17 protein-coding genes are annotated in these 18,603 nt (G+C 70.3%); 8 read left to right on the top strand and 9 right to left on the bottom strand.

Going from position 1 to position 18,603, the window contains the following annotated elements; translation table 11 throughout:
• The first annotated feature begins 52 nt into the window (after positions 1–52).
• On the top strand, positions 53–1,381 hold the full coding sequence (icd, locus tag ACTHN1_RS15455) for an isocitrate dehydrogenase (NADP(+)) (RefSeq protein WP_440471827.1): 1,329 nt from the start codon (positions 53–55) through the stop codon (positions 1,379–1,381).
• Between the two features lie 376 nt (positions 1,382–1,757).
• Here the strand turns inward: icd and ACTHN1_RS15450 are convergent, their stop codons facing one another.
• Complete coding sequence (locus ACTHN1_RS15450) at positions 1,758–1,982, bottom strand: hypothetical protein (protein WP_440471826.1); 225 nt, start codon at positions 1,980–1,982, stop codon at positions 1,758–1,760.
• A gap of 123 nt (positions 1,983–2,105) precedes the next feature.
• Between ACTHN1_RS15450 and ACTHN1_RS15445 the strand changes: the two genes are divergently transcribed.
• The 3 genes from ACTHN1_RS15445 (at position 2,106) to ACTHN1_RS15435 (ending at position 7,558) form a co-directional block, all read left to right on the top strand.
• Positions 2,106–2,978, top strand: coding sequence for a LysR substrate-binding domain-containing protein (locus ACTHN1_RS15445; RefSeq protein WP_440471825.1), 873 nt, complete (start codon positions 2,106–2,108; stop codon positions 2,976–2,978).
• The gene (aceK, locus tag ACTHN1_RS15440; protein ID WP_440471824.1) at positions 2,864–4,684 is read left to right on the top strand and encodes a bifunctional isocitrate dehydrogenase kinase/phosphatase; all 1,821 of its coding nucleotides are present in this window, start codon (positions 2,864–2,866) and stop codon (positions 4,682–4,684) included. Before ACTHN1_RS15445 ends, aceK begins: the two co-directional genes overlap by 115 nt.
• A 150-nt stretch (positions 4,685–4,834) precedes the next feature.
• A complete protein-coding gene (locus ACTHN1_RS15435) occupies positions 4,835–7,558 on the top strand; it encodes a bifunctional acetate--CoA ligase family protein/GNAT family N-acetyltransferase (RefSeq protein ID WP_440471823.1) in 2,724 nt (907 codons plus the stop codon).
• On the opposite strand, the gene ACTHN1_RS15430 is transcribed toward ACTHN1_RS15435, so the two are convergent.
• Genes ACTHN1_RS15430 through ACTHN1_RS15420 form a run of 3 tightly spaced genes read right to left on the bottom strand, consistent with a single transcriptional unit; the run spans position 7,555 to position 8,685 of the window.
• Positions 7,555–7,776 (bottom strand): hypothetical protein, encoded by a 222-nt coding sequence (locus ACTHN1_RS15430; RefSeq protein ID WP_440471822.1) that lies wholly within the window; start codon positions 7,774–7,776, stop codon positions 7,555–7,557. The two genes, ACTHN1_RS15435 and ACTHN1_RS15430, sit on opposite strands and share 4 nt — an antisense overlap.
• Positions 7,763–8,209 carry a type II 3-dehydroquinate dehydratase gene (locus ACTHN1_RS15425; RefSeq protein WP_440471821.1) on the bottom strand — a complete coding sequence of 149 codons (447 nt, stop codon included), beginning with the start codon at positions 8,207–8,209 and terminating at the stop codon, positions 7,763–7,765. Before ACTHN1_RS15425 ends, ACTHN1_RS15430 begins: the two co-directional genes overlap by 14 nt.
• 38 nt (positions 8,210–8,247) lie before the next feature.
• Complete coding sequence (locus tag ACTHN1_RS15420) at positions 8,248–8,685, bottom strand: hypothetical protein (RefSeq protein ID WP_440471820.1); 438 nt, start codon at positions 8,683–8,685, stop codon at positions 8,248–8,250.
• A 188-nt stretch (positions 8,686–8,873) separates the two neighbouring features.
• Here ACTHN1_RS15420 and ACTHN1_RS15415 point away from each other — a divergent pair, with 188 nt between their 5' ends.
• Both ACTHN1_RS15415 and ACTHN1_RS15410 read left to right on the top strand, forming a co-directional pair.
• On the top strand, positions 8,874–9,713 hold the full coding sequence (locus ACTHN1_RS15415; RefSeq protein WP_440471819.1) for a class I SAM-dependent methyltransferase: 840 nt from the start codon (positions 8,874–8,876) through the stop codon (positions 9,711–9,713).
• Between the two features lie 16 nt (positions 9,714–9,729).
• Positions 9,730–10,272: a pseudouridine synthase gene (locus tag ACTHN1_RS15410; RefSeq protein WP_440471818.1), complete on the top strand. Its 543-nt coding sequence runs from the start codon at positions 9,730–9,732 to the stop codon at positions 10,270–10,272.
• A 69-nt stretch (positions 10,273–10,341) separates the two neighbouring features.
• Here the strand turns inward: ACTHN1_RS15410 and ACTHN1_RS15405 are convergent, their stop codons facing one another.
• Both ACTHN1_RS15405 and hrpB read right to left on the bottom strand, forming a co-directional pair.
• Positions 10,342–10,701: a hypothetical protein gene (locus ACTHN1_RS15405; protein ID WP_440471817.1), complete on the bottom strand. Its 360-nt coding sequence runs from the start codon at positions 10,699–10,701 to the stop codon at positions 10,342–10,344.
• Between the two features lie 133 nt (positions 10,702–10,834).
• Positions 10,835–13,330: an ATP-dependent helicase HrpB gene (gene hrpB / locus ACTHN1_RS15400; protein WP_440471816.1), complete on the bottom strand. Its 2,496-nt coding sequence runs from the start codon at positions 13,328–13,330 to the stop codon at positions 10,835–10,837.
• 74 nt (positions 13,331–13,404) lie between these two features.
• Here hrpB and ACTHN1_RS15395 point away from each other — a divergent pair, with 74 nt between their 5' ends.
• Positions 13,405–14,208: a TatD family hydrolase gene (locus ACTHN1_RS15395; RefSeq protein ID WP_440471815.1), complete on the top strand. Its 804-nt coding sequence runs from the start codon at positions 13,405–13,407 to the stop codon at positions 14,206–14,208.
• On the opposite strand, the gene ACTHN1_RS15390 is transcribed toward ACTHN1_RS15395, so the two are convergent.
• Entirely contained in the window at positions 14,205–14,510 is a 306-nt protein-coding gene (locus tag ACTHN1_RS15390) for a hypothetical protein (RefSeq protein WP_440471814.1), read from the bottom strand. The two genes, ACTHN1_RS15395 and ACTHN1_RS15390, sit on opposite strands and share 4 nt — an antisense overlap.
• Positions 14,511–14,697: 187 nt before the next feature.
• Here ACTHN1_RS15390 and ACTHN1_RS15385 point away from each other — a divergent pair, with 187 nt between their 5' ends.
• Positions 14,698–16,605: a winged helix-turn-helix domain-containing protein gene (locus ACTHN1_RS15385; protein ID WP_440471813.1), complete on the top strand. Its 1,908-nt coding sequence runs from the start codon at positions 14,698–14,700 to the stop codon at positions 16,603–16,605.
• 201 nt (positions 16,606–16,806) lie between these two features.
• Here ACTHN1_RS15385 and panE read toward each other — a convergent pair whose 3' ends face one another.
• Positions 16,807–17,748 (bottom strand): 2-dehydropantoate 2-reductase, encoded by a 942-nt coding sequence (panE, locus tag ACTHN1_RS15380; protein WP_440471812.1) that lies wholly within the window; start codon positions 17,746–17,748, stop codon positions 16,807–16,809.
• A 43-nt stretch (positions 17,749–17,791) separates the two neighbouring features.
• The gene (locus tag ACTHN1_RS15375) at positions 17,792–18,568 is read right to left on the bottom strand and encodes an ABC transporter permease (RefSeq protein ID WP_440471839.1); all 777 of its coding nucleotides are present in this window, start codon (positions 18,566–18,568) and stop codon (positions 17,792–17,794) included.
• Positions 18,569–18,603 lie beyond the last annotated feature (35 nt).

Below are 18,603 nucleotides of genomic sequence, written 5' to 3'. Positions count from 1 at the left end.
TGTTCACCCCGCTCGCGACGCGTCGCGCGCCATTTCAACCGGGAGCAGTTCCATGGCAGAACCTGTCCTCACCCCGCCCCCCGGCGGTGAGAAGATCACCATCTCCGGCGGCAAGCTCAATGTCCCGCACCATCCGATCATCCCCTTCATCGAGGGTGACGGCACCGGTCCGGACATCTGGCGCGCCAGCGTCCGCGTACTCGACGCGGCGGTGGAAAAAGCCTACGGCGGCGCCCGGAAGATTCATTGGCTGGAAGTGTTCGCCGGCGAGAAATCCAACAACCAGTTCGGCACCTGGCTGCCGGATTCGACCGTGCAGGCCTGCCGCGACTACCTGGTCTCGATCAAGGGCCCGCTGACCACGCCGGTCGGCGGCGGCATCCGCTCGCTCAACGTGGCGCTGCGCCAGATGCTGGACCTGTACGTCTGCCTGCGCCCGGTGCGCTGGTTCGAAGGCGTGCCGTCCCCGGTCAAGAAGCCCGGCGATGTCGACATGGTGATCTTCCGCGAGAACACCGAGGACATCTACGCCGGCATCGAGTGGGCCGGCGGCAGCGCCGAGTCGCAGAAGGTGCTGGACTTCCTGGCCAAGGAATTCCCGCAGGCGTTCGGCAAGATCCGCTTCGGCACCCAGGAGAAGGCCAACGAGTGGCAGCAGGCGCTGGAAGGCATCGGCGCGCCGCATCGCGACGTGGGTGTGGACGTCGGCCTCGGCATCAAGCCGGTCAGCCGCCTGGGCACCGAACGCCTGGTCCACAGCGCCATCCAGTACGCCATCGACAACGGCCGCAAGTCGGTCACGCTGGTGCACAAGGGCAACATCATGAAGTTCACCGAAGGTGGCTTCCGTGACTGGGGCTACCAGGTGGCGCGCGATTACTTCGGCGCCGTGGAACTGGACGGCGGTCCGTGGCACGTGATTCCGGAAGGCAAGCCGGGCGCCGGCATCGTCATCAAGGACGCCATCGCCGACGCGTTCCTGCAGCAGATCCTGCTGCGTCCGCGCGAGTACGACGTGTCCGCCACGCTCAACCTCAACGGTGACTATCTGTCCGACGCGCTGGCCGCGCAGGTGGGCGGCATCGGCATCGCGCCGGGTGCCAACATCAACTACGTGACCGGCCACGCGGTGTTCGAGGCGACCCACGGCACCGCGCCGAAGTACGCCGACCAGGACAAGGTGAACCCGGGTTCGGTGATCCTGTCGGGCGAGATGATGCTGCGCTACATGGGCTGGACCGAAGCCGCCGACAAGATCATCGACGGCGTCAACCGGGCCATCGCCAGCAAGCGCGTCACCTATGACTTCGCCCGCCTGATGGACGGCGCCACCGAAGTGAAGTGCAGCGAATTCGCCGACGAGATCATCAAGCACCTGTAAGGGCGCGATCCCGCGGTTGGTATTGCAGACGCCCGGCTCCGTGCCGGGCGTCTTCTTTTGGCGTGGTCAGTGTCTGCCGAAACAAACAGGGATACGGCTCTCTCCTCCGCGTGCGGAGAAGGGCTGAGGTGGGGGCCGGCCCAGATGCGTAGTCGCTGCTTCCGCGCGATTGCATGAAGCGCCCCCATCCCAACCTTCCCCCGCACGCGGGGGAAGGGGCAAGGCGATCATTCCGCGCAGGTGCCCGCTTCCACCTCCCCCTTCGAAGCAGGGGGACCGAGGGGGATTTGCCGTTGGCGCGGAGTACGAGCGCCTCCCAGCCAATGGGCTGCGCTTGTCCGGGCCCGGCCGGGTCCTCGAAGCGGCTCTCGCGTTTTCAGCGGAACAGCGACAGCGCGGTCATCTCGCGCAGGCGGCGGGCATGCAGGACGCGCAGCGCGCGCTGGTGGCGTTCGACCGGAACCGGCCGGCGTCGCGGCCGCTCCTCGCCGGCCGCCGAACGGGCCGCCTCCGTGCTGGCGATGTGACCATCGAGGAACAGCATGCCCTGGCTGACGGCGCCCAGTTCACGCCACCACGAACGCTTGGTTTCGGTACCCATGGGATTCTCCTGCCGCCGGGACCTCCGGCTTGAACAGCTGCCAAGTTAGGCTCATCCTGACGGGCGAAAAAGCGAAACCTCCGCAAGCCAGCCTTGAGCCGGGTTCAACATGGACCATCCCGCATGAGCCGTTTGCCGCTGGACCAGATCGACGCCTTCGTCACCGCCGCGCGGATGAAAAACCTGACCCGCGCGGCGGAAGCCATGCACCTGACCGTGAGCGCGCTCAGTCACCGGATGCGGCTGCTGGAAGAGCGCGTCGGCCACAAGCTGCTCGCGCGGGGACCGCGCGGCGTGGAGCTCACCCCGGAAGGCCAGCGCCTGTTCGATGCGGTGGCGACGCCGCTGGACGCGATCGGCCACGCGCTCCAGCGCATGTCCGCGCGCAACGATCACGTCATCACCCTGAGCCTGATTCCGTCGATGGCCACCGCCTGGCTGGTCCCGCGCCTGCCCGATTTCCTGGCGGCCAACCCGGAGCTGGGCCTGAACCTGCAATCCAGCACCCACGTGGTGGATTTCGATCGCGAGCCGGTGGACATGGCGCTGCGGCTGGGTGGCGGACGCTGGCCGGGCGTGCGCGCGGAATACCTGTTCCACGAGTGGATCCAGCCGGTCGCCAGCCCGGCCTTCCTCAAGCGCCACGGCAAGCCGGCGCTCGCCCGCATCGGCGGCCTGCCGCTGCTGGGTGATCCCTCGGATCGCTGGAAGGATTGGTTCGCCGAGTTCGGCGGCGAGGCGCCGCGCCGCTACGTGGCCCAGTTCGACGACACCGAAACCCTGCACCAGGCCGCCGCCCAGGGCATGGGCGTGGCGCTGGCGCGGCTCACCCTCGCCGAACCGCTGATCAAGGCGGGCCGGCTGGTGCCGCTGACCGGCAAATGCCTGCAGGCCGACTTCGCCCACTACCTGGTTTATCCGGAGCGCAGCCTGGGGCACCCGGACTTCCAGACCGTGCGCAAGTGGGTGCTGGACCAGGCGCGGGTGGACGCATGATCCAGCCCACCGTCATCGCCACCCTCATCCACGACGCCTTTGCGGACTACCACGCGCGCTTCGCCGAGATCACGCAGCGGGCGCGCCGCCGCTTCGAAACCATGGACTGGGCCGGTGCGCGCGGTGACGCGGTGGAGCGCATCGAGCTGTACGACGAATGCGTCGCCGAGTGCGCGCTGCGCCTGCAGGCGGCGCTGCTGGATCACGCGCATGACCGCACGCTGTGGTCGGCGGTGCGCGACGGCTACGACCGGCTCATCGCGGATCTGATCGACCGCGAGCTGTACAAGACCTTCTACAACACGCTGACCCGGCGCTTCTTCAAGACCCGCGGCGTGGATCCGTCGATCGAGTTCATCGCGATGGACATCGAACCGACCGACGCGATCACCCATCCGGTCGCGCGGCACAGCTACGCGGTGTCAGAGCTGCGTCCCACCGACACCTTCGTGCGGGTGCTGGGCGACTATCCGTTCGACATCCCGTACGCGCACCGCACCCGCTGCGCGGCCTCGATCGCCATCCGCCTGCAGGACGATCTGGCGCACTGGGGCGAGAATCCGGTGCGGGGCATCGAGCTGCTGGACACGGTGTTCTACCGCGAACGCCGCGCCTACCTGATTGGCCGCGTGTTCGGCGAACACCGCTTCTCGCCCTGCGTGATCGCGCTGGTCAACGACGGCGGCAAGCTGAAGGCCGAGGCGGTGCTGACCCGGCGCGCCGACGTGGCGCATCTGTTCGGCACCTCGCGCAGCTATTTCCATGCCGATCTGTCCACGGTCGGCGACGCGGTGGTATTCCTGCGTTCGCTGCTGCCGGGCAAGCCGATCGACGAAATCTACACGGTGCTGGGCCGGGCCAAGCAGGGCAAGACCGAGCGCTTCCGCACCTTCTTCCATCATTTCGACAGCCACCCCGGCGAACAACTGGTCCAGGCCGAAGGCACCCCCGGCATGGTGATGGCGGTGTTCACCCTGCCCAGCTACCCGCTGGTGTTCAAGATCATCCGCGACCGCTTCGCCTATCCCAAGGAAGTCAGCCGCAAGGACGTGGAGGATCGCTACAACCTGGTGTTCCACCTGGATCGCGTCGGCCGCCTGCTGGATACCCAGCCCTACCGGTTCCTGCGCTTCCCGCGCGCGCGCTTCGCCCCGGCCCTGCTGGAGGAACTGCGGTCCACCTGCGGCCACGGCATCACCGAGGACGGCGACGACCTGATCATCCACCTGTGCTACGTGCAACGGCGGCTGCGGCCGCTCAACCTGTACCTGCGCGAGCAGAAGCCGGAGGCCGCGCTCGCCGCGGCGATCGACTATGGCCAGGCGATCAAGGACATGGCGCGCAACAACATCTTCCCCGGCGACATGCTGCTGAAGAACTTCGGCGTGTCGCGGCACGGCCGCGCGGTGTTCTACGACTACGACGAGCTGTGCCTGGTCACCGACTGCCACTTCCGCGACTGGCCGCAGCCGACCTGCTACGAGGAGGAGATGGCGGACGGACCTTGGTTCTACGTGGGTCCGGGCGACGTGTTTCCGGAACGCTTCCCGCAGTTCCTCGGCCTGCCGGCGCAGCAGGCGAACGCGCTGCGCGCCGCACATGGCGATCTGTTCTGCGCGGGCTGGTGGCGCGATCTGCAGGCGCGGCTGGCCGCGGGCGACTATCCGGACACGCCGCCGTATCCGGATGCGTTGAAGCTGGCGTGAGCCACGCGACCGAACGCACAGGATCGCGCAGCGGTCCGGCCGGCGCCAGCGATTCCATCATGGCCGGGTGACGACGCCCGGGTTACCTTTGGCGCGCCGCCCGGAACATCCGGCCCGTCCTGTCCACTCCACCCGCGTCGCCCGAATCCGATGAGCACCTACCGCCTGCAATCCTTCTTCCGGCCCGCTTCGGTGGCGGTGGTCGGCAGCCGGTCGCGGCCGCGTTCGGTGGGTCGGGCGGTGATCAACAACCTGCTGGAAGCCGGTTTCGGCGGGCCGATCGGCCTGGTCAACCTGCATCCGGCGAGCATCGACGGCGTGACCACCGCCCGGCGCCTGCGGGATTTGCCGTGGAAGCCGGATCTGGTGGTGATCGCCACCCCGCCGGCCACGGTGCCGGGCATCGCCCGCGAGGCGGCCGAATGCGGCGCCGGCGCGGTGGCGGTGCTGACTGCGGCGATGGGGTCCGGTCCGGACTCGCCGGCGGCGCAGCTGGAGGCCATCGCCCGCGAAAAGGGCCTGCGCGTGCTCGGCCCGAACTGCCTGGGCGTGATCGCGCCGCACGTGCGCCTCAACGCCAGCCTCGCCGGCCGCCTGCCGAGCGCGGGCGACCTGGCGCTGATTTCGCAGTCGGGCGCGATTTCCGGCGGACTGGTGGAATGGAGCGTCGGCCGCTCGGTGGGATTCTCGGCGGTGGTGTCGCTGGGCGACGCGCTGGACGTGGATTTCGCCGACCTGCTGGACTACTTCGCCACCGATCACCAAACCCGCGCGATTCTGCTGTACTTCGAAGCGATCAAGGACGCGCGCATGTTCATGTCGGCCGCGCGCGCGGCCGCGCGCACCAAGCCGGTGGTGGTGGTGAAGTCGAGCCTGCCTTCCAGCGCGGCCGGCCGCGCCGCCGCCGACAGCACCCATGTCCAGCATCTGGCCCATCCGCGCGCGGTGTACGACGCCGCGTTCCGGCGCGCCGGCCTGCTGCAGGTGCGCTCGCTGGACGAACTGTTCTCCGCCGCCGAGACCCTGGGCCGCCTGCGCGCCTTCCCGGGTCGTCGGCTCGCAATCCTGACCAACGGCGGCGGTGTCGGCGCGCTGTCGGTGGATCGCCTGCACGAACTCGGCGGCACCCTGGCGGCGTTGTCCGACGGCACCCGCGACCGTCTCGACGCGATGCTGCCGGCCGGCTGGTCGCGCAGCAATCCAGTGGATCTGCTGACCGACATCGACGCCGAGCGCTACGCCGCCACCATCGAGGCGCTGCTGGAGGATCCGGAGAACGACGCGCTGCTGGCGGTCAACGTGCCCACCGTGCTGTCGTCGGCAGTGCAGACCGCCGAGGCGATGACCCGGGTGCTGCGCGCGCGACCCGCGCATGGCCCGCACAAACCGGTGTTCGCGGTCTGGCTGGGCCACGATCCGGCCGCCGCCGACGTGCTGGATGCCGCCCGCGTTCCCAACTATCCGACCGAATCCGACGCGGTCGGCGGCTTCATGCATCTGGTGCGTTACCGCGAAGCGCAGGCGGCGCTGATGGAAACCCCGCCCAGCCTGCCCGAGGATTTCGTGGTCGACACCGACGCGGCGCGCGCGCTGGTGGAGCGTGCGTTGAAAGACGGCCAGCAATGGCTGGATCCGCTGGCCACCGCGCACGTGCTGGCGGCCTACGGCATCCCGGTGGCGCCGCTGCGGCGCGCACGCGATCCGGACGACGCCGCGCAGGTGGCCGCGCCGCTGCTCGCGCAGGGCCAGGCGGTCGCGGTGAAGATCCTTTCGCCGGACATCCCGCACAAATCCGACATCGACGGGGTGCGCCTGAACCTGGTCAGCGCCGACGCGGTGCGCGAGGCCGCCGCCGGCATCCTGCAACGCGCGCGCGCCGCGCGCCCGGACGCGCGCATCGGCGGGGTGCTGGTGCAGCCGACCCTGCTGCGGCCGAAGGCGCGCGAGCTGATCGCGGGCATCGCCGACGACGAGGTGTTCGGCCCGGTGATCGTGTTCGGGCGCGGCGGCACCGCGGTGGACGTGATCGACGACAAGGCACTGGCGCTGCCGCCGCTGGATCTGCGGCTGGCGCATGAGCTGATCGGCCGCACCCGGGTCTCGCGGGTGCTCAAGGCGTATCGCGACGTGCCGGCCGCCGACGAGCGGGCGATCGCGCTGGTGCTGGTCAAGCTGGCGCAGCTGGCGGCCGACATTCCCGAGATCCGCCAGCTGGACATCAATCCGCTGCTGGCCGATCGCGACGGCGTGATCGCGGTGGATGCGCGCATCGCGGTGGCGCCGGGCCGGAAACTGCACAAGGGCCGCGGGCATCCGCGTTTCGCGATCTTCCCGTATCCGAAGGAATGGGAACGCACGATCAGCCTGGCCGACGGCAGCGACGCGTTCGTGCGGCCGGTGCGGCCGGAGGACGACGCGATGTTCCGCGAGTTCTTCACCCACGTCACCGACGAGGATCTGCGCCTGCGCTTCTTCCAGTCGGTACGCCACTTCAGCCACGAGTTCATCGCCCGCCTGACCCAGATCGACTACGCGCGCTCGATGGCGCTGGTGGCGCTGGATCCCGCCAGCGGGCAGATGCTGGGCGCGGTCCGCCTGCACGCGGACGCCAACTACGACCGCGGCGAATACGGCATCCTGGTGCGCTCGGATCTGAAGGGCCACGGCATCGGCTGGCGGCTGATGCGGATCATGATCGAGTACGCGCGCTGGCTGGGCCTGAAAGTCATCGAAGGCCAGGTGCTGCGCGACAACCGCACGATGCTGGCGATGTGCGAGCAGCTGGGCTTCCGCATCCGCGCCGATCCCGACGAGCCGACCCTGATGGACGTGGAACTGCCGATCGACGGACGCATCGAAGGCGACGCCGGCTAGAGCCGGCAGACCTGGCGCAGGCGGATCGCGCCCGCCTCCATGCCGTGCTGATCGGCGGCGGCCTGGCGCAATCGCCGGATCAGCATCGCCGGTCCGCAATCGCCGTCCCCGGCGCAGGCCAGCGTGATCTGCCCCCACGCGACCACCTCGCCCATCGCGTAGACCTCGTAGTCGGCGAAGTAACCGGCGCCCGGCGGAACGGGATCAGGTTCCGACATGGCGCTCGGACTCGCACTCGGCGCAGCCCAGGTGCTCCAGCGCCATTTCCAGCGCCAGCGTGTAGCTCTGCGCGCAGAAGCCCTGCGCCACCGCCAGGCAGCCGCGCGACGGCGGCAGGCGCGGTTCGGGCGCGTCGCAATCGTCGTCGTGGACCTCGATGTAGGGAATGCCGGCGCGGTCCACCGCCGCGTGCAGGCGCGCGCTGGTGGCGGCGCTGCCCGGATCCAGCAGCAGCAGTTCCGTGCGGGTGAGGCGGGCGCCTTCCAGCGCGTGCAGGTATTCGGCCTCGTTGGCGCACACGCGCACCGCCAGGGTCTTGCCGGCGGCGGCGGCGCGTTCGGCCAGCGCGCGCACCACCCGGGCGGGCAACGGCGGCGGCGGCTCGCTGCCATGGGCGCGGCGCTCCGGGCCGCGGATGAGCAACAACGACATGGAGATGCTCCGTTTCATCGGGTGGGGAAAGAACGAACTCAGGCGTCGACGGTCGTCGCGCCCAGCCGGCGCAGGGCGATCGACAGCGCCAGCGCATGGCCTCGATGGCGGTCACGATTGAACACCACCGTCGCCATCGGCGGATGGCGCAGATCCAGGCGCGATTCCAGCACCTGGGCGCTGTCCTCGTGCACTTCGATGTAAGGCATCGACAGCTGGTCCAGGAGATCGCGCAGGGCGGGCAGCGCGGGATCGTTGGCGGCGATCTCGCCCGAGTCCAGCAACAGCATGCGCACGTCCAGCGCGGCACAGGCGCGCAGGCCGGTCAGCAGCGCGTCCGGGCTCGGGCAATGGCAATGGAACACGTGGTGGCCGCAGGCATGCGCCCGCGCCTGCAGATCACGCAGGGCCCGCGGCGCCATCGCCGCGCCAGCGGTCGACGCGGGCTGCGGGCCTTCGAGGATCAGGAGGTTCATGCCGTACTTCCAGGCGCGCCTTGGCGCGATGGAAACAGGCTAGTCGCCGGTGGCGTAAACGGGCCATTCCGACCAGCGCGCCGGCGCGTAAATTCCACATAAGCGGCGCATCGGCGACGGCGGGCGTCCCGCCTTGCCGCATCGCACTTGCGTGATAGGCTCGCCGCACTTTCCCCCGGAGAACACCGATGAAGCCGCATTCGATCTGCCTCGCCGTGCTGTTGGCCCTGGGCGCGCCCGCGCTCGCGCAGGCGCAGGACGCCGCCACCGTCGCGACCGATGCCGCCGCCAGCCTCGACAAGGTGATCAAGGGCGACTGGCGCACGCCCGCCAACGTGGCCCGCGACGGCTACCGCCATCCCGCCGAGACGCTGTCGTTCTTCCGCCTGCAACCGGACCAGACCGTCGTCGAGATCACGCCGGGCGGTGGCTGGTATTCGGAAATCCTGGCGCCCTATCTGCGCGGGCATGGCCAGTACGTGGCGGCGATCGTGGATCCGGCGGCGGTCGCGCAGGGCAGCGGCCGCGACTACCAGCAGCGCAGCAAGGACGGACTGGAAAAGAAGTTCGCCGCCTCCCCCGCGCTGTACGACAAGACCAGGGTGGTGGCGTACTCGCCGTCGGCGCCGGTGTTCGGCGCGCCGGCCTCGGCCGACCTGGTGCTGACGTTCCGCAACGTGCACAACTGGCGCTCGGCCGGACAGGCCGAGGGCATGTTCAAGGGCTTCTTCGACGTGCTCAAGTCCGGGGGCGTGCTGGGCGTGGTCGAACATCGCGCCAAGCGCGATGTGCCGGCGGACGACAACAGCGGCTACGTGGGCGAGGCGCAGGTGATCGCGCTGGCCGAGGCGGCCGGATTCCGGCTGGACGGCAAGAGCGAGATCAACGCCAATCCGCGCGACACCAAGGATCATCCCAACGGCGTGTGGACCCTGCCGCCGTCCAACAATCACGATCCCAAGGACGCGGAGAAGTACAAGGCCATCGGCGAAAGCGATCGGATGACGCTGCGGTTCGTGAAGCCCTGATCCGGATCGCGGTTCCGTGCTGATTGCGTTCAACAAGCCCTTCAACGTGCTGTGCCAGTTCACCGATCGCAGCGATCCGCCCCGGCGGACGCTGGCGGAATTCGGACTGCCGCCGCGGGTCTATGCGGCGGGCCGGCTGGACTACGACAGCGAAGGCCTGCTGCTGCTCACCGATGACGGCGCGCTGGCGCACCGGCTGACCGATCCGCGCCACCGGCAGGCCAAGACGTATTGGGTGCAGGTCGAAGGCACGCCCGAGCCGGCGCAGCTGGATGCCCTGCGGCGCGGCGTGGTGTTGAACGACGGCCCGACCCGGCCGGCGGAGGTGCGTCGGCTGGATGCGGATCCCGCGTTGTGGCCACGGGATCCGCCCGTGCGTTTCCGCAAGACGGTGCCGGACACGTGGCTGGAAGTCCGCATCGGCGAAGGCCGCAACCGGCAGGTGCGGCGGATGACCGCGGCGGTGGGTCTGCCCACCCTGCGGCTGGTGCGGGTGGCGATGGGCGAGGTCGCGCTGGCGGATCTCGCGCCGGGCCAATGGCGCGAGATCCGTCCGTAACGCCCGGCTGGCCTTACATGCACCGCCACGCCGGAGACATCCCGCGTGACGGGACGCCGGGGGAGCCGATCAGGGATTGGCGGAAGGCGCGCGCGACGTGGTGCGGCGTCCGGCACGGCCGGTGCCGTTGACCTTGCGCGCCTCGATGCGGCGCGACTTGCCTTCGATCGGCGCGTCGGCGGCATCGCGCTTGCGCTTGCGATAGGCCGCGTAGGCCAGCAGGCCGATGCCCGCCGCCGCCGCGACGGCGACCACCGGATTGCGGCGGATGAACTTGCCCGCCGTCTTCGCGCCGGTCTTCGCCGCGCCCAGCACAACGCCGGTCTGCAACAGTTTTTCGGCGTTCTTCGGCACCGCCTGCTTGAGGCTGCTGCCGGCCTGGCTGACCAGCTCCAATGCGCGGTCGGTGATGATGGTGAGCTTGCTCATCGTCGTTGTCCTGTGGGAGATGACGGGAACCAGTGTCCATCCAGGGATGTTCACGGCACGTTAGCGGACCACGCAGGCGCCGACCGGTGGCTGAACGCCTGCGCCCATCGCGCCCGCAGGAGGAGGCCCGACCTCAGGTGCCGCGCGGCTTGGCCCGATGGGTGGCCTGCGCGGTCCAGGGATCGTCGGGCCAGGGATGCTTGGGGTAGCGGCCCTTCATTTCCTTCTTCACTTCCGGATAGGTGCGTTCCCAGAAACCGCGCAGGTCCTGGGTCACCTGCAGGGGCCGTCCGCCCGGCGACAGCAGGTGCAGGGTCAGCGGGACGCGGCCGTCGGCGATGCGCGGCGTTTCGGCCAGTCCGAACAGTTCCTGCAGCTTCACCGCCAGCACCGGTGGCTGGCCGTGGGCGTATTCGATGCGCCGCTCCATGCCGGAGGGCACGGTGTGGCGGGTCGGCGCCAGCGCATCGCCGCGCTGGCGCAGCGACCAGTCCAGTGGCGACTTGAGCGCCTCGGCCAGTTCGGATTCGTCGAGCGCGTCCAGCCGGCGCTTGCCGGCGAAGGCCGGGCGCAACCAGCGATCCAGGTCCGCCAGCAGCGCCTCGTCGGACAGATCCGGCAGGCCGAGCTCGGGCATCCAGTCGCGCAGGCAGCGCACGCGTTCGCGCCACTGTCCCAGCGATTCGCTCCACGGCAGCGCCTCCAGTCCCAGCTCGCGCACCGCGTCGGTGAGCGCCTGCGCGGCCAGCGCCGGATCCACGCTGCCGGCCGAACGGGCTTCCAGGACGATGCGATCGAAGCGGGTTTCGCGCTGCGCGCTCAGTGCGCGCCTGCCGGCGTCCCAGCGCACCGCGTCCCCGGTGACGAAGCGATCCGGAAACTCCGCGCGCAGGAAGCTCTCGTCGACCGGCGCGCCGCGCTGGATCAGCGCGTCCTTGGCTTCGTAGCGCAGTTCATTGGCGACGATCCAGGGTTCGCCGAACAGCGCGCTGTCATCGAACAACCGCGCCATGCGCCCGTTGGCCAGCGCGTAGCGGCGCGGGTCCTGCGGATGCTGGTAGCCGATCCGGTCCGGATAGGCATGACTCAGGCGATCACCGAGCAGATGCGCCTCGATCGTCGCCGGCGCCGCGCCGTCCTCGCGCAGGCGGCGGCGCCACTGCCTGGCCGCCGCATCGATCGCGGCCAGCGCGGAACGATGCGCGTCCGCCGGCGCCCGCCCCTGGCGGAACGCGGCCAGCGCGCGCCAGCGGGCGGCCAGCGCATCGCCACCGCCGCGCAGCGGATCCCGCGCTTCGATCAGCGCCGCCAGATCACAGGCCAACGCGCGCGCCACGCCCGCCGGCGCCGACAGCAGCATCGCGGCCAGGCGCGGATGCGTGCCCAGCGCGAGCATGCGCTGGCCCAGCGGAGTGACGCCGCCGCTTTCGCCGAGCGCGCCCAGCCGCTGCAGCAGTTCACGCGCCGCGCCGAGCGCACCGGCCGGCGGCGGATCCACGAAGCGCAGCTGATCGCTGCCCCAGGCCGCCAGTTCCAGCGCCAGCGCCGCCAGTTCGACCTGGGCGATTTCCGCGCGGCGCTGCGGCTCCAGCCGCTGCGACTGCGGCCATAGCCGGTACGTCCAGCCTTCGGCGACGCGGCCGGCGCGACCGGCGCGCTGATCCGCCGAGGCCTGCGAGATGGCGACGACTTCCAGCCGGGCGAATCCGCTGTTGGGGTCGTAGCGCGGCTCGCGCGCCAGTCCGCTGTCGATCACCACGCGCACGCCCGGCAGCGTCACCGAGGACTCGGCCACGTTGGTCGCCAGCACCACCCGGCGATGACCCTGCGGATCCGGTTGCAGCACCTCCGCCTGCCGCTCCACCGGCAGTTCGCCGTGCAGGGGCAGCACCGCGACGTCGCGCGGCAGTCCGTCGAGCATCGCCGCCAACCGGACGATTTCGCGCTGGCCGGGCAGGAACACCAGCACGTCGCCCGGGTGCGAGGCCAGCGCGTGTTCGATCGCGCGCCGCGCCTGCACTTCGGCGGGTTCGTCGCGGCGGGCGGGAAAATGCGCCACCGTGACCGGAAAGCCGCGCCCTTCGCTGCTCAGGCGCGGCGCGTCCAGGAAACGCGCCAGGCGCTCGCCGTCCAGGGTCGCCGACATCACCACGATGCGCAGGTCCTCGCGCAGCTGCGCCTGCACGTCCAGGGCCAGCGCCAGGCCGAGATCGGCCGACAGGTGGCGCTCGTGGAACTCATCGAACAGGATCGCCGCCACCGATTCCAGCATCGGATCGTCCTGGATCATCCGGGTCAGGATGCCTTCGGTGACGACCTCGATGCGGGTGCGCGCGGAGATCTTGTTCTCGAAGCGGATGCGGTAACCGACGGTCTCGCCGACCGCCTCGCCGCGCTGCTTGGCCATGAAGCCCGCGGCCGCGCGCGCGGCGACCCGGCGCGGTTCCAGCATCAGGATCCGGCGTCCCCGCGCCCATGGCTCATCGAGCAGCGCCAGCGGCACCTGGGTGGTCTTGCCGGCGCCCGGCGGCGCTTCCAGCACCAGCCGCGGATGCGCGGACAGGCTGCCGCGGATCTCCGGCAGCAGCGGGGTGATGGGGAAGGCGGGCGACGGCGCGGGTGACGACATGGCCCGCTAGGATACCGGCTCCGCGCGCCGGGCCGACTACAATGGCGCGCCCTTCGCTCCACGACTTCCGTTCCATGCAACTGATCGACATCGGCGCCAACCTGACCCACGAAAGCTTCGGCCACGATCTGGACGCGGTGATGCAGCGGGCCCGCGCGCACGGCGTGGCGCAGATGGTGGTGACCGGCGCCAGCCGCGAGCATTCGCCGCAGGCGCTCGCGCTGGCCCGCGCGCATTCGGGCGAACTGTTCGCCACCGCCGGCGTGCATCCGCACCACGCGGTCGAGTACACCGACGAATGCGACGCCGAGATGCGTGCGCTGCACGCGCATCCGGAAGTGGTGGCGGTCGGCGAATGCGGGCTGGACTACTTCCGTGATTTCTCGCCGCGGCCGGCGCAGCGGCGCGCGTTCGAGCGCCAGTTGCAGATCGCCACGGAGAACGGCAAGCCGCTGTTCCTGCACCAGCGCGACGCGCACGCCGATTTCATGGCGATGATGAAGAACTTCGACGGCCGCCTCGGCCCGGCGGTGGTGCACTGCTTCACCGGCAGTCGCGAGGAGCTGTTCGATTATCTGGATCAGGACTGGCACATCGGGATCACCGGCTGGCTGTGCGACGAGCGGCGCGGCCAGCACCTGCGCGAGCTGGTCCCGCACATTCCCGCCGAACGGCTGATGATCGAGACCGACGCGCCCTACCTGCTGCCGCGCACGGTGCGGCCGCAACCATCGCACCGCCGCAACGAGCCGATGTACCTGGCCCACATCGTGGAGGAACTGGCGCGTGATCGCGGCGAGGCCGTGGCGCTCACCGCCGCCGCGACCACCGCCACCGCGCGCGCTTTCTTCCGCCTGCCGGCGGCGGCCGGCATCTAGGGCCTTCCGGCCAGCGCGCGTTCCGGCGGACTGGCCGGACGCTGCAATTGCAGCACCACGGTGCGGATGCCGGGCCGCTGGCAGGCGCGCCGGACGTCGGCCATCAGGCGTTCGCGCGAGGCGTAGGCCTGGCCCGCGTTGGCCTGCTCCAGCCAGCGACCGGTCTCGTATTGGGGCGGCAGGCGCGGACGGGCGCAGTCCATCCGCAGTTCGGTGGCCCCGCTCGGCGAGCCCGCCCGCGCGGGCGGCAGGGTCGGCGCGAGCAACAGGGTGCACAGGCAGGCGGCAAGGGCGGCGTTCATGGCGTTCTCTCGCTTGGGGAACCGGGTGGCCAGCGTCGCGCCGGCGCGGCGGCGGGTCTTGAGGACGCTGGCGGGGAGTGCCGATGAACGGCTTGGGAAGCTTGGGAAATGCTTAGGCCGGCACGGCCGCGCTTCCGCGTATCCCTAGGATGTACGTGTTTGGCCGGTTCCTCCCGCGCAGACCGCCATGGCCCCTTCCCGCCCCGCCCGCATCGTCCTGGACGACGTGACCATCGATCTGGCCGGCCGCCAGCTGCTGCGCGACGGCGAGGCGCGTCCGCTGGAACCCAAGGCCTTCGACGTGCTCGCGCTGCTGGCATCGGAACCGGGCCGCGCGTTCAGCCGCGACGAGATCCTCGACGCGGTCTGGGGCCACCGGCATGTGACGCCCGGCGTGCTCAACCGGGTGATCACCCTGTTGCGGCATGCGCTGGGCGAAGACGCCCATCACCCGCGCCGGCTGCACACCCTGCACGGCGTCGGCTACCGCTTCAGCGACGGGCCGGTGGCGCCGGACGCATCACCCGCCGATGAACCCGCGTCCGTCGCCGTGTCCGCCCCGCGCCTGCGCGGAGGGTCGTGGATCCTGGGTTCGGCATTGGGCCTGCTGTCGCTGCTGGCCGCGGTGTTCCTTGCGCGCGCGCCGGACACGTCGCCGGCGGCGATCCCGCGCACCCTGATCGTGATGCCGTTGACCGCGATTGGCGCCGGGGATCGCGATATCGCCTTCGGCCTGAGCGAGGAACTGATCAGCACGCTTTCCCGCATCCGCGGTTTGCGGGTGATCGCGCGCGATTCGACCCGCCTGGCCACCGCCGACGGCGCCGAGCTGGCGCAGCTGGTGCAGCGGCTGGGCGTCAGCCACGCGCTGGAGGGCAGCGCGCGCCAGGCCGGGGAACGCCTGCGGGTGCACCTGCGACTGGTCGATGCGGGGAACGGCCGCACATTGTGGACGCAGGACTACGACCGCGACGTGGCCGATGTGCTCACGCTGGAACGCGACATCGCCCAGGCCGTCGCGGACGCGCTCGCGCTCAACCTGGGGTTGGCCCACCCGGTCGCGACGGCGCGCGGCGGCGATGCGGATTTCTATCGCCGTTACCTGGCCGCGCGGGCGCTGCTGCGCGCGCCGCCGCCGGTGCCGGTGGAGCGGGTCGAACTGGCCGAGGCCCGACTGCGCCAGTTGATCGCCGAACAGCCCGGACACGCGCCCTCGCACGCCGCCCTGGCGGCGGCGCTGGACGGACGCGCGTATCTGCGTCCCGAACTCGCGGTCGAACTGCGCCAGGAGGCGGCGCACCACGCCGCCCAGGCGCAGCGGCTGGATCCCGCGCTGCCGGAACCTTATCTGGTCCAGGCCAGCGCGGCCTGCCGCGACAACCAATGGGAGCGTTGCCTGGCGCTGTACCGGCGCGCCACCGGACTGGCGCCAAGCGAAATGCGCGCGCAGTTCCAGTACGCGATGGCGCTGGCCGCGCTGGGCTATCTGGATCAGGCCGAGCAGGTGATGCGGCAGGGCACCCGACGCGATCCGCTCAACCAGGGCTGGCGCTTCGGCCATGGCCGCATCCTCGATACCCAGGGCAGGCATCGCGAAGCGTTGGCGCAACTGCAGCGCGCCGGTCATTTCGGACGCTACGGTCGCTGGTTCAACGCGGTGTGGCGTGGCGACCACGCCGCGCTGCCGGTGATCGCCGCCGGCATCGGCGGGGCGGACGACACCGGCAGCCGGATCTACGGTCCGTTGTTGCGGCAGTCGTATCTGCTGGCCAGCCAGGCGCTGGTGGATCCCGCCGTCTGGCCACGGACCCGCGCGGCGATGCGGGAATTCGAGCAGCGCACCGGCTTGATGAACTTCCTGAGCGTGCTGGATCCGCAACGCGACACCGCCGCGCTGATCCAGGGCCTGGACGAGGTGCGGCGGCGTTCGTACTCCTCCTGGGATCTGCTGCTGTGGACCCGCGACCTGGGCTATCTGCGCGGGGATCCCGCGTTCCAGGACTATCTGCGGCGCAGCGGCATCGCCGCCTACTGGGAACGGCACGGCCTGCCGGCGCAATGCCGAAAACAGGACGACCGGTATCTGTGCGAGTGATCCCGCATGCGGCGATGATCACGGTTCGCCGGCAACCTCCCGCGCGCCATTCGCGGAGGCGCATCGGATCGCAACGCACCGACGGCGGGAGTTCACCGCACCGCCAGGCAATCGACGTTGCCGTGTCGTCGAGGCGCTTCCGAACGAAGGTCCGCGCTCATCGCCGGGCCCGGGCCTCTCCCGGCCTTTTGGCCGGGCCGCTCAGCGCGCCGCCAGCGACGCTTCGTAGGCCTGCAGATGACACCAGGCGGTCGCCAGCAGCGGCGCGGTCACGCCCGCCGCCTGCGCACGGTGCACCATGTCGCCGACGATCTGCAGGCCTTCGACGCGCTGTCCGACTTCCAGGTCGCGCAGCATCGAGGCCTTCAATTCCGAGCCCTGCTGCCGCAGCGTCGCCAGCGCGGTGTCCTGCGCGGCCTGCGGAATCGGCTGTCCGGACGCCGCCGCGACCGCGGCGCATTCGGCATACAGCGCGGTCATGAAGGTCTCGCCGCCCTCGCCCGCCACGATGCGACCGATCGGCGCGCGCATCAGGCAGGTGCCGGCGGCCAGCGCGGTGAGGAAGCCGTACTTGATCCACTGCTCGCGGCCGATGTCCGGCGACAGCAGATGATCGACACCGGCCTTCGCGCATGCCTCCGCGAAGGCATGCAGGCGGGGGCGCGGCACCGCGCCGTCACGCTCGCCGAACGTGATCGAGGCGGGCTTGCCCAGGTGCAGGATCTCGCCTCCCGGGCCCTTGGTCGCGCTGATGAAGCACAGGCCGCCGATCACGCGGTCGCGGCCAAACCTCTCGTCCAGCCGCGCGTAGTGCAGCAGGCCATTGAGGATCGGCAGCACGTTGGCGCCGGTCTGGATGGCAGGCGCGATGGCGTCGATCGAACTGTCCAGATCGTAGGCCTTGCAGCTGAGCAGGACCAGATCGAAAGGCCGCGACGCGGCCAGCGCGGACAGCTCCGTCGCGGTCACCGTCGCCACCGGCAGTCCGGCGTCGCCGAGCGGACTGCGGATGCGCAGGCCGTCGCGCGCCAGATCCGCGGCGCGCGGGGGCCGGACCAGGAAAGTGACGTCGGCGCCGGACTGCGCGAGCCGGCCGCCGAAATAGCCGCCGGTGCCGCCGGCGCCCAGGATCAGGATTCGCATCCGGAACAACTCCTTGCCTCGCGCCGCCACCGGCGGCGCGGAATCAGCTGCGCAGGCCGACGCCGCGCTTGAGCAGCCACAGCGCCAGCGAGCTCAGCGCCACCACGAACACCAGCATCAGCGCGTAGGCCACCCACAGCGGCACGTCGCTGCTGCCCAGCAGGCCGTAGCGGAACGCATTGACCATGTAGACGATGGGATTGGCCAGCGAGATCGCATGCCAGGGTTCGGCCAGGTGGCTGACCGGGTAGAACACGCCGCCGAGGTAGGTCAGCGGCGTCAGGATGAAGGTCGGCACGATCGCGATGTCGTCGAATTTCTTCGCGTAGACCGCGTTGACGAAACCGGCCAGCGCGAACACGACGGCGGTCAGCAGGAAGGTCGTCAGGGTCACGAATACGTGATGGATGCGGATGTGCGTGAAGAACATCGCCACGCCGAGCACGATCGCGCCGACCATGAGGCCGCGCACGACGGCGCCGGTCACGTAGCCGGTCAGGATGACCCAGCTCGGCATCGGCGAGACCAGCATTTCCTCGACGTAGCGGCCGAACTTGGAGCCGAAGAACGAGCTGGAGATGTTGCCGTACGCGTTCTGGATCACCGCCATCATGATCAGGCCCGGCACGATGAAGTCGATGTACTGCACGCCCGGCTGCATCTCGCCGATGCGCCCGCCGATCAGGTTGCCGAAGATGAAGAAGTACAGGGTCATCGTGATCGCCGGCGGCAGCAGGGTCTGGCCCCAGATGCGCAGGATGCGCGCGATCTCGCGACGGACGATGGTGCCGAGGGCGACGAGGTTGGCTTGGGTCTGCATGGGAATCGTCTGGATCGGAATGAGTGACCCGCCGG

It is taken from the genome of Pseudoxanthomonas sp., from assembly GCF_051953815.1.
Lineage (GTDB): Bacteria > Pseudomonadota > Gammaproteobacteria > Xanthomonadales > Xanthomonadaceae > Pseudoxanthomonas_A.
The sequence above is the reverse complement of the archived record's forward strand: the minus strand, read 5'-3'. Positions and strand labels throughout refer to the sequence as shown.

Excerpts from the sequence above, each read along its gene's own strand:
- ACTHN1_RS15430 (WP_440471822.1), bottom strand. The coding sequence starts at position 7,776 with ATGTCGGAACCTGATCCCGTTCCGCCGGGCGCCGGTTACTTCGCCGAC.
- icd (WP_440471827.1), top strand. The coding sequence starts at position 53 with ATGGCAGAACCTGTCCTCACCCCGCCCCCCGGCGGTGAGAAGATCACC.
- ACTHN1_RS15375 (WP_440471839.1), bottom strand. The coding sequence starts at position 18,568 with ATGCAGACCCAAGCCAACCTCGTCGCCCTCGGCACCATCGTCCGTCGC.
- ACTHN1_RS15415 (WP_440471819.1), top strand. The coding sequence starts at position 8,874 with ATGAAGCCGCATTCGATCTGCCTCGCCGTGCTGTTGGCCCTGGGCGCG.
- aceK (WP_440471824.1), top strand. The coding sequence starts at position 2,864 with ATGCCTGCAGGCCGACTTCGCCCACTACCTGGTTTATCCGGAGCGCAG.
- panE (WP_440471812.1), bottom strand. The coding sequence starts at position 17,748 with ATGCGAATCCTGATCCTGGGCGCCGGCGGCACCGGCGGCTATTTCGGC.
- ACTHN1_RS15445 (WP_440471825.1), top strand. The coding sequence starts at position 2,106 with ATGAGCCGTTTGCCGCTGGACCAGATCGACGCCTTCGTCACCGCCGCG.
- ACTHN1_RS15425 (WP_440471821.1), bottom strand. The coding sequence starts at position 8,209 with ATGTCGTTGTTGCTCATCCGCGGCCCGGAGCGCCGCGCCCATGGCAGC.
- ACTHN1_RS15385 (WP_440471813.1), top strand. The coding sequence starts at position 14,698 with ATGGCCCCTTCCCGCCCCGCCCGCATCGTCCTGGACGACGTGACCATC.
- ACTHN1_RS15390 (WP_440471814.1), bottom strand. The coding sequence starts at position 14,510 with ATGAACGCCGCCCTTGCCGCCTGCCTGTGCACCCTGTTGCTCGCGCCG.
- hrpB (WP_440471816.1), bottom strand. The coding sequence starts at position 13,330 with ATGTCGTCACCCGCGCCGTCGCCCGCCTTCCCCATCACCCCGCTGCTG.
- ACTHN1_RS15450 (WP_440471826.1), bottom strand. The coding sequence starts at position 1,982 with ATGGGTACCGAAACCAAGCGTTCGTGGTGGCGTGAACTGGGCGCCGTC.
- ACTHN1_RS15435 (WP_440471823.1), top strand. The coding sequence starts at position 4,835 with ATGAGCACCTACCGCCTGCAATCCTTCTTCCGGCCCGCTTCGGTGGCG.
- ACTHN1_RS15420 (WP_440471820.1), bottom strand. The coding sequence starts at position 8,685 with ATGAACCTCCTGATCCTCGAAGGCCCGCAGCCCGCGTCGACCGCTGGC.
- ACTHN1_RS15395 (WP_440471815.1), top strand. The coding sequence starts at position 13,405 with ATGCAACTGATCGACATCGGCGCCAACCTGACCCACGAAAGCTTCGGC.
- ACTHN1_RS15405 (WP_440471817.1), bottom strand. The coding sequence starts at position 10,701 with ATGAGCAAGCTCACCATCATCACCGACCGCGCATTGGAGCTGGTCAGC.